The 14,922-nt window shown below is 54.3% G+C and carries 14 protein-coding genes; 11 read left to right on the forward strand and 3 right to left on the reverse strand.

The features are described 5' to 3' along the window. The first annotated feature begins 47 nt into the window (after positions 1 to 47). Positions 48 to 1,085, forward strand: a complete 1,038-nt coding sequence (gene dusA / locus DFO56_RS07325) for a tRNA dihydrouridine(20/20a) synthase DusA (RefSeq protein WP_114413849.1) — start codon at positions 48 to 50, stop codon at positions 1,083 to 1,085. A gap of 133 nt (positions 1,086 to 1,218) precedes the next feature. Continuing rightward, positions 1,219 to 1,461 carry an envelope stress response protein PspG gene (gene pspG, locus DFO56_RS07330; protein WP_020456119.1) on the forward strand — a complete coding sequence of 81 codons (243 nt, stop codon included), beginning with the start codon at positions 1,219 to 1,221 and terminating at the stop codon, positions 1,459 to 1,461. Positions 1,462 to 1,649: 188 nt separating this feature from the next. On the opposite strand, the gene DFO56_RS07335 is transcribed toward pspG, so the two are convergent. Then, entirely contained in the window at positions 1,650 to 2,633 is a 984-nt protein-coding gene (locus DFO56_RS07335) for a quinone oxidoreductase (protein WP_020456120.1), read from the reverse strand. 59 nt (positions 2,634 to 2,692) lie between these two features. Here DFO56_RS07335 and dnaB point away from each other — a divergent pair, with 59 nt between their 5' ends. The 8 genes from dnaB (at position 2,693) to DFO56_RS07375 (ending at position 10,542) form a co-directional block, all read left to right on the forward strand. After that, a complete protein-coding gene (gene dnaB, locus DFO56_RS07340; RefSeq protein WP_017459445.1) occupies positions 2,693 to 4,099 on the forward strand; it encodes a replicative DNA helicase in 1,407 nt (468 codons plus the stop codon). A 145-nt stretch (positions 4,100 to 4,244) separates the two neighbouring features. Further along, a complete protein-coding gene (gene alr, locus DFO56_RS07345; protein ID WP_045511737.1) occupies positions 4,245 to 5,324 on the forward strand; it encodes an alanine racemase in 1,080 nt (359 codons plus the stop codon). Between the two features lie 12 nt (positions 5,325 to 5,336). Next, positions 5,337 to 5,894: a nicotinamide riboside transporter PnuC gene (gene pnuC / locus DFO56_RS07350; RefSeq protein WP_025263765.1), complete on the forward strand. Its 558-nt coding sequence runs from the start codon at positions 5,337 to 5,339 to the stop codon at positions 5,892 to 5,894. Continuing rightward, positions 5,867 to 6,895: an AAA family ATPase gene (locus DFO56_RS07355; RefSeq protein ID WP_082071790.1), complete on the forward strand. Its 1,029-nt coding sequence runs from the start codon at positions 5,867 to 5,869 to the stop codon at positions 6,893 to 6,895. Before pnuC ends, DFO56_RS07355 begins: the two co-directional genes overlap by 28 nt. A 100-nt stretch (positions 6,896 to 6,995) precedes the next feature. Further along, the gene (gene tyrB, locus DFO56_RS07360; protein ID WP_045511742.1) at positions 6,996 to 8,189 is read left to right on the forward strand and encodes an aromatic amino acid transaminase; all 1,194 of its coding nucleotides are present in this window, start codon (positions 6,996 to 6,998) and stop codon (positions 8,187 to 8,189) included. A 188-nt stretch (positions 8,190 to 8,377) separates the two neighbouring features. Then, complete coding sequence (gene aphA / locus DFO56_RS07365) at positions 8,378 to 9,085, forward strand: acid phosphatase AphA (RefSeq protein ID WP_045511745.1); 708 nt, start codon at positions 8,378 to 8,380, stop codon at positions 9,083 to 9,085. A 69-nt stretch (positions 9,086 to 9,154) separates the two neighbouring features. After that, the gene (locus tag DFO56_RS07370) at positions 9,155 to 9,571 is read left to right on the forward strand and encodes a secondary thiamine-phosphate synthase enzyme YjbQ (RefSeq protein ID WP_020456126.1); all 417 of its coding nucleotides are present in this window, start codon (positions 9,155 to 9,157) and stop codon (positions 9,569 to 9,571) included. Positions 9,572 to 9,651: 80 nt separating this feature from the next. After that, a complete protein-coding gene (locus tag DFO56_RS07375) occupies positions 9,652 to 10,542 on the forward strand; it encodes a GNAT family N-acetyltransferase (RefSeq protein ID WP_045511749.1) in 891 nt (296 codons plus the stop codon). A 50-nt stretch (positions 10,543 to 10,592) separates the two neighbouring features. On the opposite strand, the gene DFO56_RS07380 is transcribed toward DFO56_RS07375, so the two are convergent. Further along, positions 10,593 to 11,303, reverse strand: coding sequence for a response regulator (locus DFO56_RS07380; RefSeq protein ID WP_045511752.1), 711 nt, complete (start codon positions 11,301 to 11,303; stop codon positions 10,593 to 10,595). A 280-nt stretch (positions 11,304 to 11,583) separates the two neighbouring features. On the opposite strand from DFO56_RS07380, the gene DFO56_RS07385 reads away from it, so the two are divergent. Beyond that, entirely contained in the window at positions 11,584 to 11,937 is a 354-nt protein-coding gene (locus DFO56_RS07385) for an MmcQ/YjbR family DNA-binding protein (protein ID WP_020456129.1), read from the forward strand. Here DFO56_RS07385 and uvrA read toward each other — a convergent pair whose 3' ends face one another. Next, complete coding sequence (gene uvrA / locus DFO56_RS07390; protein WP_020456130.1) at positions 11,938 to 14,763, reverse strand: excinuclease ABC subunit UvrA; 2,826 nt, start codon at positions 14,761 to 14,763, stop codon at positions 11,938 to 11,940. Positions 14,764 to 14,922 lie beyond the last annotated feature (159 nt).

Raw genomic sequence — 14,922 nt, forward strand, 5'->3', positions numbered from 1 at the left:
GGACCTGAGTGGAAATCAGATACGACAAACCTTTTTAACTGTCCAAAATGCACGGTAACCCTGAAATGACAAACCCCCATCAAACCAACGCAACGACGCTCAATTCCACTCAACACTGGAATGGCCGGTTTAGCGTGGCGCCGATGCTCGACTGGACGGACAGACATTGCCGCTACTTTTTGCGTTTGCTGTCGCGCCAGACGTTGCTCTACACCGAAATGGTCACCACCGGTGCCATCATTCATGGCAAGGGGGATTACCTGGCGTACAGCGAAGAAGAACATCCGGTCGCGTTGCAGCTCGGCGGCAGCGATCCGGCGCAGCTTGCCCATTGTGCAAAGCTGGCCGAAGCGCGCGGGTATGATGAAATTAACCTCAACGTCGGGTGTCCGTCCGATCGTGTGCAGAATGGTCGTTTCGGCGCGTGCCTGATGGGCGAAGCGCAACTGGTGGCGGATTGCATTAAAGCGATGCGTGATGTGGTATCGATTCCGGTCACTGTCAAAACGCGTATTGGCATTGACGATCAGGACAGCTACGAATTTCTCTGCGATTTTATTGGCACCGTGGCCGGAAAAGGCGAGTGCGAAAGCTTTATCATCCATGCGCGCAAAGCGTGGCTTTCGGGGTTAAGCCCAAAAGAGAACCGGGAAATCCCGCCGCTGGATTACCCGCGTGTGTATCAGCTGAAACGTGATTTTCCGCACCTGAAAATGGCCATTAACGGCGGTATCAAATCGCTGGAAGAAGCCAAAGCGCATCTGGAACATATGGATGGCGTGATGGTCGGTCGTGAAGCGTATCAGAACCCTGGCATACTGGCGTCTGTTGACCGCGAGATCTTTGGCGCAGACGTGGCGGATGCCGATCCGATCGCCGTGGTGCGCGCGATGTATCCCTACATTGAGCGCGAGCTGAGCCAGGGCGCGTATCTCGGGCATATCACACGGCATATGCTGGGGCTGTTTCAGGGCGTTCCCGGCGCGCGTCAGTGGCGTCGTTATCTGAGTGAAAATGCGCATAAAGCCGGTGCGGATATCGCGGTAGTGGAACACGCGCTCAACCTGGTGGCCTCAAAGCGTTAAAGTTTCACTAAAAGATAGTCAAATTCACTAAGCTCCGCCTTCTGCTGCGGAGCTTTTTCATTGATAAATAAGCTAATTTTTCCTGGCATGGTTCTTGTAATAACCGGGGAGTTACCTCTTTGGGAGATCCATCATGCTGGAATTACTGTTTATCGTGGGCTTTTTTATCATGTTGCTGGTGACCGGCGTTTCGCTGCTGGGCATCATCGCGGCGCTGCTGGTGGCAACGGCTGTTATGTTCCTCGGCGGGCTTTTCGCGTTGATGATCAAGCTATTGCCATGGCTGCTGCTGGCCGTCGCCGTTGTCTGGATTATCCGTGCCGTGAAAGAACCGAAGCTCCCACGTTATCAACGCAATAACCGTTGGCGTTACTAAAGTATTGCGTGGTTCGTCACATACCGAAGACTTTTCCCGGTACATTGCTTAGAACCGAATAGGATTTACTTATTAAATCTGTCACTATCGCGACGTTAACGAATTCATCGCGCTGTACCCTACAATGCAGCCGAACTAAAAAAGAAAGGGCTTCCCACGGGAAGCCCTAATTCTTTCAGGCGATTAGCTTAAGGGATCAACAGACTGGAGCCCTGCGTCGCCCGGCTCTCCAGCACTTCATGCGCCCGCTGTGCATCGTGCAGCGCGAACTTCTGGCTCTCGGCCACATCCACTTTGATAACCCCGCTGGCAATCAGCGAAAACAGCTCATTACTGGCTTCCTGCAACTCTTCCCGGTTAGTGACATAGCCATTGAGGGAAGGGCGTGTGGCGTAGAGTGAGCCTTTCTGGTTAAGAATACCCAGATTCACGCCGGTCACCGGGCCGGAAGCGTTACCGAAACTGACCATCAGCCCGCGACGGCGCAGACAATCAAGCGACGTCTCCCAGGTGTCTTTCCCCACCGAGTCGTACACCACCGCCACCTTTTTACCGCCGGTGAGTTCTTTGACACGTTCCACCACATTCTCTTCGCTGTAGTTGATCACCTGCCAGGCACCGGCCTGTAACGCGCGCTGCGCTTTTTGCGCGGAACCCACGGTGCCAATCAGTTTCGCGCCAAGAGCTTTTGCCCACTGGCAGGCAATCAACCCGACACCACCGGCGGCAGCATGGAACAGGAACATTTCATCTGGCTTGATTTCGTAGGTTTTGCGCAGCAGATAAAACACCGTCAGCCCCTTCAGGAATGACGCCGCCGCTTGCTCGAAGGAGATCGCGTTCGGCAGCACCGCGACTTTATCCGCCAAAACGTTATGCACCGAGCTATACGCACCCAGGCCCGATTGCGCATACACCACGCGATCGCCCACTTTCACCTGCGTGACGCCGCTGCCCACTTTGCTTACCACGCCTGCCGCTTCGGTGCCCAGCCCGCTTGGTAACGCTGGCGGCGGATATAATCCGCTACGGATATAGGTATCGATATAGTTGATGCCAATGGCTTTATTTTCTACCTGCACTTCGTTTTCCGCTGGCGCTGCGGGGGTGAACTCAACCGCTTTAAGCACCTCAGGCCCGCCATGCTTTTGAAATTCTATTCTCGTCGCCATGCTTCCTCCTGATGTGATAATCTCTCAACCCATTCATTACCCGGATAGCTCCATTCACTATGGCAGGAAATAAACCCTTCAACAAACAGACTGAAACCCGCGACGTACAGCTCGAGGGGATGAAAGTGCCTCCGCATTCTATTGAAGCGGAGCAGTCGGTGTTGGGCGGTTTAATGCTGGATAACGAGCGTTGGGATGATGTCGCCGAACGCGTCGTGGCGGATGATTTTTATACGCGCCCGCACCGCCATATTTTTACCGAGATGCACCGCCTGCAGGAGATGGGCAAACCCATCGATCTGATAACGCTTGCGGAATCGCTGGAACTGCAGGGGCAACTGGATATTGTCGGCGGCTTTGCTTACCTGGCTGAGCTCTCCAAAAATACGCCAAGTGCAGCGAACATCAGTGCCTATGCCGATATCGTGCGTGAGCGTGCGGTAGTTCGTGAAATGATTTCGGTGGCGAATGAAATCGCCAACGCCGGTTTTGATCCGCAGGGGCGCAGCAGCGAAGATCTGCTCGACCTTGCCGAATCGCGCGTTTTCAAAATCGCCGAAAGCCGCGCGAATAAAGACGAAGGCCCGAAAAACATCGCCGATGTGCTTGAAGCGACCGTTTCGCGCATCGAACAGCTTTTCCAGCAGCCCCACGACGGTGTCACCGGTGTTAACACGGGCTACGACGATCTTAATAAGAAAACGGCAGGTTTACAGCCGTCGGATTTGATTATCGTTGCCGCGCGTCCGTCGATGGGTAAAACGACATTTGCGATGAACCTCGTTGAAAACGCGGCGATGTTGCAGGATAAACCGGTATTAATCTTCAGTCTTGAGATGCCCTCCGAACAGATCATGATGCGTTCGCTGGCCTCCCTTTCGCGTGTCGATCAGACGCGTATTCGTACCGGCCAACTGGACGATGAAGACTGGGCGCGCATCTCCGGCACCATGGGCATCCTGCTGGAAAAACGCAATATCTATATTGATGACTCTTCCGGCCTGACGCCGACGGAAGTCCGTTCCCGTGCGCGGCGCATCGCTCGCGAGCATGGCGGCATTGGGCTTATCATGATCGACTACCTGCAACTGATGCGTGTGCCGTCGTTGTCGGATAACCGTACGCTGGAAATTGCTGAAATCTCCCGCTCGCTAAAAGCGCTGGCGAAAGAGTTACAGGTGCCGGTGGTGGCGCTGTCGCAGCTTAACCGCTCGCTGGAGCAGCGCGCCGACAAACGTCCGGTAAACTCCGACTTGCGTGAATCCGGCTCCATCGAGCAGGACGCCGACTTGATCATGTTTATTTATCGTGACGAGGTTTATCACGAAAACAGTGACTTAAAAGGCATTGCAGAAATCATTATTGGTAAACAGCGTAACGGGCCGATCGGTACCGTGCGTCTGACATTTAACGGGCAGTGGTCGCGCTTTGATAATTATGCAGGGCCACAATACGACGACGAATAAATCCTCTTCATCCTTCGCATTCCAGGGACGTTGACCGCGTCCGTGGATCCCGGTCGCCTGGTTTATACCAAACCGCCGGGATCGACGGACTTGTCGTCTTCCTGTAGACGAATGATGTTGACGATTGCTTGATAGGGTAATGTAAATGCAAGCGGCAACCGTAGTAGTTAACCGCCGCGCTCTGCGACACAATCTGCAACGCCTGCGTGAACTGGCTCCCGCCAGCCGCGTGGTTGCGGTCGTGAAAGCGAACGCCTATGGACACGGTCTTCTCGAGACCGCGCGAACGCTCCCCGATGCCGATGCTTTCGGTGTCTCCCGTCTTGAAGAAGCCCTGCAATTACGCGCGGGCGGCATCACACAACCGATTTTGCTGCTGGAAGGTTTCTTCGCCGCCAGCGATCTGCCATTGGTCGCTGAACACCAGCTTCACACGGTTATTCATAGCCTTGAACAGCTGGAAGCGCTGGAAACCGCAACGCTGAAAGCGCCGGTGACCGTGTGGATGAAGCTCGATACCGGTATGCACCGCCTTGGCGTACATCCGCACGAGGCTGAGGCGTTTTATGCGCGCTTGTCACAGTGCAAAAATGTGCGCCAGCCAGTTAACGTTGCCAGCCATTTTGCCCGCGCCGACGAACCGGAATGCGGCGCAACAGAGCGCCAGCTTGATATCTTCACCACCTTTACTGACGGCAAACCTGGTCTGCGTTCCATTGCCGCTTCCGGCGGTACGCTGCTGTGGCCGCAATCGCACTTCGACTGGGTTCGCCCTGGGATTATTTTGTACGGTGTTTCGCCGCTCGATCATAAACCGTGGGGTGCCGATTTCGGTTTTCAGCCAGTCATGACGCTGACTTCGCAACTGATCGCCGTGCGCGAGCATAAAGCGGGCGATGCGGTGGGCTATGGCGGCACGTGGGAAAGCACGCGCGACACGCGTTTAGGCGTGGTGGCGATGGGCTATGGCGATGGCTATCCGCGCGCTGCGCCTTCCGGCACGCCGGTGCTGGTTAATGGTCGCGAAGTGCCGATTGTTGGTCGTGTGGCGATGGATATGATTTGCGTTGATCTCGGCCTGGATGCGCAAGACAAAGCCGGTGATGAAGTGGTGCTGTGGGGCGAAGGTTTACCCGTTGAACGCATTGCTGAAGCAACAAAAGTGAGTGCTTACGAACTTATCACGCGCCTGACTTCGCGGGCGACTTTAAAATACATCGACTAAAAGGATTGCGCCTTGTCGCCAATGGAAATCGCCGCCTGCCTGGCTTATGCCCTCTCTGTATGGCTTGCCGCGCGCAATAATATGCACACCTGGTGGACGGGGATTATTGGCTGTGTGCTGTATGGCTGGGTGTTCTACTCCGTACAGCTCTACGCCGATGTCACGCTGCAACTGTTCTTTATCGCCAGCAGTATTGCCGGGTGGATCAACTGGCTGAAAGGCAACCACGGTAGCGAACTGGCGGTGCGTAAAACGCCGCTTAACCATTTGTTGCTGATGTTAGCGGGCGCGCTGGTTGTCGCCGGGTGTTACGCCTGGCTGTTGCACCGCTTTACCAACGCGTGGTCGCCGTGGCTGGACTCCGCCATTATGGTTTTCAGCGTGCTCGCGCAATTTATGCTGATGGGGCGCAGGCTCGAAAGCTGGTATTTCTGGCTGCTGGTTAACACCATTGCCGTGCCGCTGTATGCCGCCCGCGATCTCTGGCTCACCGCCGGGTTATACCTTGTCTTCTGGTGTAACGCCTGGCATGGTCTGTATCAATGGCGCAAAGCGATGGCCGCGCGATGAAACGCTTTGCCAGCGGGTTAATCGTCGGTAAATTTGCGCCGTTACACTGCGGCCACGAACGATTGATTAACGCCGCGCTGGAACAGTGCGAACGTCTGTGGATCGTCAGCTACTCTGTGCCAGAGTTGCCTGGATGCGAGCCGGAAAAGCGTGAACGCTGGCTTCGTGCGCGTTTTCCGCAATGCGACATTCTGGTTCTCACCCCCCAGCGTCTTGCTGATTATGGCTTGAGTGCGCCACCGCATAACGAGGCCGACGGCGATCTGCATCGCCACTATATGGCCGATATCTGTTTGCAGGTGCTGCACTGCCAACCGCAGGCGGTTTTTACCGCCGAAGAGTACGGTGACGGCTTTGCCCGCGTACTCAGCGAACGCTTCGCCAGCCCCGTCGTACATGTCCGTTTGCAGCGTGAGCAAGGAGAGCAGGCACCTTCCGGCACACTGATTCGCAGTGATGTTCACCGCTGGCGGCAGATGTTAGCGCCTGTTGTTTACCGGGATTTCGTTCAACGCATCTGCCTGCTGGGTGGCGAATCGACCGGCAAAAGCACGCTGAGCATCGCACTGGCGCAGGCACTGGAGACGGCGTATGTGGCGGAATATGGCCGCGAGCGCTGGGACGAAAAGGGCGGTGAACTGGTTTATGACGATATGCTGGCGATTGCACAAACGCAGATACAGCGTGAAGATGCCGCCGATGCCCGGCAGTGGCTGGTATGCGACACCTCGCCGCTAACAACGTTGTTTTATACGCTGGCGATGTTTGGTCACGCGCCGGATGCGCTCTATGCACTGGCGCAGCGGCATTATCACCTCGTGGTGCTGTGCGACGACGATTTCCCGTTTGTGCAGGACGGCACCCGCCAGGATGAAACCTTCCGCCAGCGTCAGCAGGCCTGGTACAACGAACAGCTGACGCAACGCGGCATTCCCTTTCTGCGTGTACGTGGTTCGGTAAGCGAGCGTGTGGCGCAAATACTGGCCGCGCTGCGCGGCTAAATCGCTTATTTTTTATCACCGCGGTTGCTGCTCTCGATCTTCCTCCGCTTCCGGTTTATTGTGGTGGTTCTTGCCTACTGTAAACCTGGAGAGTACACGCGTGTTTCAGAAAGTTGACGCCTACGCCGGCGACCCGATTCTGTCGTTAATGGAGCGCTTTAAAGAAGATCCCCGCAGCGACAAGGTCAATCTCAGTATCGGGCTTTACTACAACGAAGATGGCGTTATTCCGCGTTTGCAGGCGGTCGCCGAAGCCGAAGCGCGCCTGAACGCGCAGCCGCACGGTGCGTCAGTTTATCTGCCGATGGAAGGGCTCAATAGCTATCGCAACGCGATCGCTCCGCTGCTGTTCGGTGCAGAACACCCGGTACTGGCGCAAAAACGCGTTGCCACCATCCAGACATTAGGCGGCTCCGGTGCGCTGAAAGTCGGCGCAGATTTTCTGAAACGTTACTTTCCAGATTCCGGCGTGTGGGTCAGTGACCCGACCTGGGAAAACCATGTCGCTATTTTTGAAGGCGCTGGTTTCGTAGTGAGTACTTACCCCTGGTACGACAGCGCGACTAACGGCGTGCGTTTTGAAGCATTTCTGGAAAAACTGAACACCCTGGCCGCCCAGAGTATTGTGCTGCTGCATCCCTGCTGTCATAACCCAACCGGAGCGGATCTGACTCACGCGCAGTGGGACCAGGTGGTTGAGGTGTTGCAAGCGCGCAATCTGATCCCGTTCCTCGACATCGCCTATCAGGGTTTTGGTGCCGGAATGGAAGACGATGCTTATGCCATCCGCGCGGTTGCCCGCGCCGGGCTGCCTGCGCTGGTCAGCAACTCATTTTCGAAAATTTTCTCGCTGTATGGCGAGCGCGTTGGCGGGCTTTCTGTGGTGTGTGACGATGCGGACGCCGCCAGCCGCGTGCTGGGGCAGCTCAAAGCCACCGTGCGCCGTAACTACTCCAGCCCGCCGAATTTTGGCGCACAACTGGTCGCAACAGTGCTTGGCGACGCCGGTCTGAAAGCCTCCTGGCTGGCGGAAGTGGAAGCCATGCGTACGCGCATTCTGGCGATGCGCCAGGAGCTGGTCACCGTGCTGAAAGAGGCGGTACCGGGCGGTAATTTCGATTATCTGCTTAAACAGCGCGGCATGTTCAGTTATACCGGCCTGAGCGCGGCGCAGGTCGATCGTCTGCGTGAAGAGTTTGGCGTTTATCTCATCGCCAGCGGGCGGATGTGCGTTGCCGGTTTGAATAGCCGCAACGTGCACCGCGTGGCGCAAGCATTCGCCGCAGTAATGTAAGCGCCCACTTACTTTTGCCCGTCCCCTGCGTTCTGGCAGGGGATTATTTATGCCTCAATATTCGCTTATTCTCTGAATAATCTGCAAAAAATCCTTTTTTTCATCGGCTTCACAGGGTATGGTCTGGTAACATTTTGACCATTCGCACCATTTATAAAATATAACGAACTGATAATTTAGGGATAAATATGCGAAAGTTCATACGCGCGCTCGGCGCGGTCTGCCTGTGGATGACGTTTGGCAGCGCGGTTTACGCTTCGGCGCCCACGCCGGTATCTGAAGGCACCAATGTTGCCAGACTTGCCGAACAGGCGCCCGTTCACTGGGTTTCCGTGGCGCAAATCGAAAATTCTCTGATCGAACGCCCGCCAATGGCGGTCGGGTTTGATATTGACGACACGGTGCTGTTTTCCAGCCCCGGTTTCTGGCGCGGTAAAAAAACCTGGTCGCCGGATAGCGATGCCTCTCTGCAAAACCCGGCGTTTTGGGAAAAGATGAACAACGGCTGGGACGACTTCAGTATTCCGAAAGAAGTGGCCCGCCATCTGATTGCGATGCATGTAAAGCGCGGTGACACCATCTTTTTCATCACCGGACGTAGCCCGACAAAAACAGAAACGGTTAGTAAAACGTTACAGGACGATTTTCTTATTCCTGCGGCCAATATGAACCCGGTAATTTTCGCCGGTGATAAGCCTGGCCAGAACAGCAAAACCCAGTGGCTGAAGGCCAATAAGATCCGCATCTTCTATGGCGATTCAGACAGCGATATCACCGCCGCGCGCGAAAGCGAAGCCCGGCCAATTCGCGTGCTACGCGCTTCAAACTCGACCTATCGCCCTTTGCCGCAGGCGGGTGCGCTGGGTGAGGAAGTGATTGTGAACTCCGAATATTAGCCCCGGCTTTCCTGTTTCGCAGCCTGCTGCCACACTGACAAGAGTTCATTTTGCTGACAGGAGATGTGCATGTGGTATCAACAAACCCTTACGCTTGGCGCGAAGTCGCGCGGGTTTCATCTGGTGACGGACGAGGTGCTTGGGCAACTTCGCGATATCTCCCGCATTAACGTTGGTTTGCTGCACTTGTTGCTGCAACATACCTCCGCTTCGCTCACCCTGAACGAAAATTGCGATCCCACCGTGCGCCACGATATGGAGCAGCATTTCCTGCAAGCCGTGCCGGACAACGCGCCGTATGAGCATGATTACGAAGGGCCGGATGATATGCCGTCGCATATTAAATCCTCCACGCTTGGCGTTTCGCTGCTGTTACCCGTGCAAAAAGGGCGCGTAGTGCTGGGTACGTGGCAGGGAATTTGGCTTGGCGAGCACCGTATTCACGGTGGCTCGCGAAAAATCATCGCCACGCTGCAGGGAGAGTAGCCGCTCCATCAAACCTCCATATACCCCGTTTATAAGCCTGCATAAAGACGTGTGGGTGCGTCTGATAACACGGGGTAGTTATGGTTTTACGGAATGTTTTCGCGTGGCTGTACGGTTGGGAACCGTGCGATTTCGCCACCTACAAAATGGTCTGGCAACAATTTGGCGGTTCTGTCTGTACACATCCGGATGTGCTGCAATTTTTAAGTGCTGAAACGGGGGCGAAGCTGGATTTTTACGTCATTCGTCGCCAGCAGGTTTATGTTGGCGCGTGTTACGCAGTGAATGGGGCGTTATCGCTACAGGACCGGCGTTATCCCTTTGTTTTCGATGACATCATACTGCCGCTGGAAACGAAAAAAGTGGGGTATTTACCTGCCGTTACCAAGCGGTTATCTCCACATCATCGATCCGACTTCCTCAATGTTTTATTCAGCGGTTATTTAAAAAACAAGATCTGCTACGTCAAAGAGGGCCTGTCGAAAGCGTCACAGAAAAAACGCAACGGCGAAATGAAAAAGTTTCTTGCCTGTGGCGGTGAAGTTCGGTGGGTTGATGACTTTTCAGATAGTGAACTGGCCGACATATATATCGACGTGTTCAGGCAGCGCTGGCAGGGTAAAATTTACTGTTTTGCGCGTGATGACTTAATCAGAACATTCGCCGCATTGCGACATTTACTCTTTGGCGCGGTGTTGTTTATGCATGGTCGCCCCTGCGCGTTTGATATCATTTTTATGGCCGAGTGCGATGGCTATTTTTATTTCGATGATATTAATGGTGGGTATTCTCAGAACTATCCTGAATTTAATCTGGGCAGTATTTTGTTGTGGATGAATATCTGCAAAGCAAAAGAATTATGTCTCGCGAAAGATAAGAAATTTAAATTTTCTCTCGGAGTCTATAAAGATTACTGGAGCTATAAAAAACAGTGGTGCGACATTCTGCCGTTGGGCAGGACGCTGTTTTAATGAAGGCTCCCGGCGGTGGTTATCCCCCGCCGGGAGCCTGTTAGGCTACATCAATCTCCTAACCGATAGCCGAAGCCGCGTACGCACTCCGGCACATTGACGATGCCCGCCTGCTGGATCTTCTTTCTTAATTTGCTGACATGGCTATCTACGGTACGATCGCAGGCGTTTCCCTCTGGCATGCAAGAATTCATAATTTCTTCACGCGTAAAGATGCGCTGCGGGTAGCGAATTAAATGCATCAATATCTTAAACTCTGTAGAGGTTAAGTCTGTAGATAAATCCATTTTCTTCGGACCAACGTATACCTGATGCGTTATTTTATTTATTTCAATGTTTCTGGTTTTATACAGTTTTAGATTTTCTCGCGCATGATATTGTTGGCTTCTTTTTAAAATAACATGCACCCTGGCGACTAATTCCTCGGGGTTGAACGGTTTTACTACATAATCATCAGCGCCCGTTTTTAATGCCAGAACTTTATCCGTATCGGCGCCTGATGCGGTCAGCATCATAATCGGGATATCGGTTTTCTGGCGCAGCTCCATCAATACTTGCCAGCCATCCTTTTTCGGTATCTTGATATCCAGAATAATAAAATCAGGCTGGTATTTTTCGGCCATCATGACCGCTTTTTCACCATCAGGGGCATGAATCACCGCGAACTTGTCGCGTTCAAGGTAAGCAATAATAACACCAGCAATATCACTATCATCTTCAGCGACAAGGACGGTTTTCTTCTCGCCATGTAATATGCTCATCAGGCATCTCCGGGAGTTTTCTCTTTAATCCGTAATCAATTGCACATCAGTGTGCTGCTTTTATCTATTTGAAAAAAATGAAAAAATAACTGTTACTTTCTGGTTGTAACTATTTGTCACTCTAAAACACAAAAGGTTCCAGCGTTCTCAATTCTGTTTAGGTTGTGTTAATCGTCAGGTTTTGTAACGACCCACGATTTTTTTATCCATACACTACGCTTTAATGATGTATTTATGCCGATCGCGATACCCCACCACGACATGACAAGGAGAAGCAAAAGTGACAATTTCCGAGTTACTGCAATATTGCATGGCGAAGCCTGGCGCTGAACAGAGCGTGCACAGCGACTGGAAAGCAACACAAATCAAAGTTGCGGATGTGCTGTTTGTGATGGTGAAAGAGGTGGAAGGCCGGCCGGCAGCGTCGTTGAAAACGAGCCCAGAACTGGCGGATTTGCTGCGCCAGCAGCATGAAGATGTGCGCCCCAGCCGCCATTTAAATAAAGCGCACTGGAGCACCGTTTACCTGGATGGTTCGTTACCGGATTCGCAGATTTACTACCTGGTGGATGCGTCGTATCAGCAGGCGATTGAGTTGGTGCCGGAACAGGTCCGGCAGCAACTCTCCGTGTAATTACTTCAGCATCGGTTTGAGGAAGCGCGCCGTATGAGAGGCTTCGCATTCGGCGACCGTTTCCGGCGTGCCGGAGACCAGGATCTCGCCGCCGCCGCTGCCGCCTTCCGGGCCGAGATCGACAATCCAGTCCGCCGTTTTAATCACGTCCAGGTTGTGCTCAATCACCACAATGGTGTTGCCCTGATCCCGTAACTGATGCAGCACGTCCAGCAACTGCTGGATATCAGCAAAGTGCAGGCCAGTGGTTGGTTCATCGAGGATATAGAGCGTCTGGCCGGTGCCGCGTTTCGACAGCTCGCGCGCCAGCTTCACGCGCTGGGCTTCACCGCCGGAAAGCGTCGTCGCCGACTGTCCAAGACGAATATAGGTCAGGCCAACATCCATCAGCGTTTGCAGCTTACGCGCCAGCGCCGGAACAGCATCGAAGAACTCGCGTGCTTCTTCGATAGTCATATCCAGCACTTCATGGATAGTCTTGCCTTTGTATTTGATCTCCAGCGTTTCACGGTTGTAGCGCTTGCCTTTGCACTGGTCGCAAGGCACGTAAATATCCGGCAGAAAGTGCATTTCAACCTTAATGACGCCATCACCCTGGCACGCTTCGCAGCGACCGCCGCGCACGTTAAAACTGAAGCGCCCCGGTGTGTAACCGCGCGAGCGGGACTCCGGCACGCCGGCAAACAGCTCGCGCACCGGCGTAAAGACGCCAGTATAGGTGGCCGGGTTGGAGCGCGGCGTACGCCCAATCGGGCTCTGGTCGATATCAATGACTTTGTCGAAATGCTCCAGCCCCTGCACATCGCGATACGGCGCAGGTTCGGCGATGGTCGCGCCGTTCAACTGACGCTGGGCGATTGGGAACAGCGTATCGTTGATCAGCGTCGATTTACCGGAGCCGGAAACGCCGGTGATACAGGTGAACAGGCCCACCGGCAGCGTCAGCGTTACATCTTTCAGGTTGTTACCGCGTGCGCCTGTCAGCTTCAGCACTTTTTCCGGATCGGCTTTCACGCGCTGTTTCGGCAGCTCAATTTTACGTTTGCCGCTCATGTACTGCCCGGTCAGGGATTCCGGCACCGCCATGATGGCATCCAGCGTCCCTTCCGCTACCACCTGGCCGCCGTGTACGCCCGCGCCAGGGCCGATGTCGATCACATGGTCGGCGGCGCGAATGGCGTCTTCGTCGTGTTCGACAACAATCACCGTGTTACCGAGGTTACGCAGATGGATAAGCGTGCCGAGCAGACGTTCGTTATCGCGCTGATGCAGGCCAATTGACGGCTCATCCAGCACGTACATGACACCTACCAGACCCGCGCCAATCTGGCTTGCCAGACGAATGCGCTGCGCTTCGCCGCCGGAGAGCGTTTCCGCCGAGCGGGAAAGCGTCAGGTAGTTCAGGCCGACGTTTACCAGGAACTTCAGGCGATCACCAATCTCTTTCAGCACTTTTTCGGCGATTTTTGCCCGCTGGCCGGAAAGTTTCAGATTGTTGAAGAAGTCCATCGCATGGCCGATGCTCATATCGGAAATGGTCGGCAGCGGGGTGTTTTCAACAAACACATGGCGTGCTTCGCGACGCAGGCGCGTCCCTTCACAGGAGGCGCACGGTCGGTTGCTGATGAACTTCGCCAGCTCCTCACGTACCGCGCTGGATTCCGTCTCTTTGTAACGGCGCTCCATGTTATGCAGCACGCCCTCAAACGGGTGACGACGCACAGAAGTGTCGCCACGATCATTCATGTATTTGAACTCAATCGACTCTTTGCCGGAACCAAACAGCACCACTTTCTGCACGTTGGCGCTCAGGCTTTCCCATGGCGCTTCCACGTCGAATTTGTAGTGTTCCGCCAGCGATTTCAGCATCTGGAAATAGTAAAAGTTGCGGCGATCCCAGCCGCGGATCGCGCCGCCGGCCAGCGACAGCTCCGGGTTCTGGATCACGCGATCGGGATCGAAATATTGCTGCACGCCCAGACCGTCGCAGGTCGGACACGCGCCCGCCGGGTTGTTGAACGAGAACAGGCGAGGTTCCAGCTCGCGCATGCTGTAGCCACAAATCGGGCAGGCGAAGTTGGCGGAAAACAGCAGCTCTTCGGCGGTCGGCTCATCCATATCGGCAACCACTGCCGTACCGCCGGAAAGCTCCAGTGCGGTTTCAAACGATTCTGCCAGGCGCTGGGCAAGATCAGCGCGCACTTTAAAACGGTCGATCACCACTTCAATGGTGTGTTTCTTTTGTAGCTCGAGTTTCGGCGGATCGGAGAGATCGCACACTTCGCCGTCGATCCTTGCGCGGATATAACCCTGGCTTGCGAGGTTCTCCAGCGTCTTACTGTGTTCACCTTTACGCTCTTTGATAACCGGCGCCAGCAGCATCAGGCGCTTGCCTTCCGGTTGCGACAACACGTTATCCACCATCTGGCTCACGGTTTGCGCCGCCAGTGGAACGTCATGGTCAGGGCAACGCGGCTCGCCGACGCGGGCGAACAGCAGACGCAGGTAATCGTGAATCTCCGTGATCGTGCCGACGGTGGAACGCGGGTTGTGGGATGTCGATTTTTGTTCAATAGAAATGGCGGGCGATAAACCTTCAATGTGGTCAACGTCCGGTTTTTCCATCAGCGACAGAAACTGACGCGCATACGCGGAGAGTGATTCAACGTAACGACGCTGCCCTTCGGCATAGAGTGTGTCGAAAGCCAGGGAGGACTTACCAGAACCCGACAGCCCGGTGACGACAATCAGTTTGTCGCGAGGGATGACGAGGTTAATGTTTTTGAGATTATGGGTGCGGGCGCCCCGTACTTCTATCTTATCCAATCCATTCACCTTTTACCCGGAGGAACACTTTTTGCCTGGTGTGTTTGAAGGACAACCAGCGGTCAGAAACGGCTAATTATGACACAATTTAACCTGAATGAATATACAGTATTCGCATGCATATTCGCTTCGGGTATGTCAAACTATGGCGCGCGGCGA

The sequence above is a fragment of the Kosakonia sp. AG348 genome (genome assembly GCF_003337365.1).
In the GTDB taxonomy this organism is placed as follows: Bacteria; Pseudomonadota; Gammaproteobacteria; order Enterobacterales; family Enterobacteriaceae; genus Kosakonia.

Excerpts from the sequence above, each read along its gene's own strand:
- DFO56_RS07335 (WP_020456120.1), bottom strand. The coding sequence starts at position 2,633 with ATGGCGACGAGAATAGAATTTCAAAAGCATGGCGGGCCTGAGGTGCTT.
- aphA (WP_045511745.1), top strand. The coding sequence starts at position 8,378 with ATGCGAAAGTTCATACGCGCGCTCGGCGCGGTCTGCCTGTGGATGACG.
- dnaB (WP_017459445.1), top strand. The coding sequence starts at position 2,693 with ATGGCAGGAAATAAACCCTTCAACAAACAGACTGAAACCCGCGACGTA.
- DFO56_RS07370 (WP_020456126.1), top strand. The coding sequence starts at position 9,155 with ATGTGGTATCAACAAACCCTTACGCTTGGCGCGAAGTCGCGCGGGTTT.
- DFO56_RS07380 (WP_045511752.1), bottom strand. The coding sequence starts at position 11,303 with ATGAGCATATTACATGGCGAGAAGAAAACCGTCCTTGTCGCTGAAGAT.
- DFO56_RS07355 (WP_082071790.1), top strand. The coding sequence starts at position 5,867 with ATGGCGCAAAGCGATGGCCGCGCGATGAAACGCTTTGCCAGCGGGTTA.
- DFO56_RS07375 (WP_045511749.1), top strand. The coding sequence starts at position 9,652 with ATGGTTTTACGGAATGTTTTCGCGTGGCTGTACGGTTGGGAACCGTGC.
- dusA (WP_114413849.1), top strand. The coding sequence starts at position 48 with ATGCACGGTAACCCTGAAATGACAAACCCCCATCAAACCAACGCAACG.
- pspG (WP_020456119.1), top strand. The coding sequence starts at position 1,219 with ATGCTGGAATTACTGTTTATCGTGGGCTTTTTTATCATGTTGCTGGTG.
- alr (WP_045511737.1), top strand. The coding sequence starts at position 4,245 with ATGCAAGCGGCAACCGTAGTAGTTAACCGCCGCGCTCTGCGACACAAT.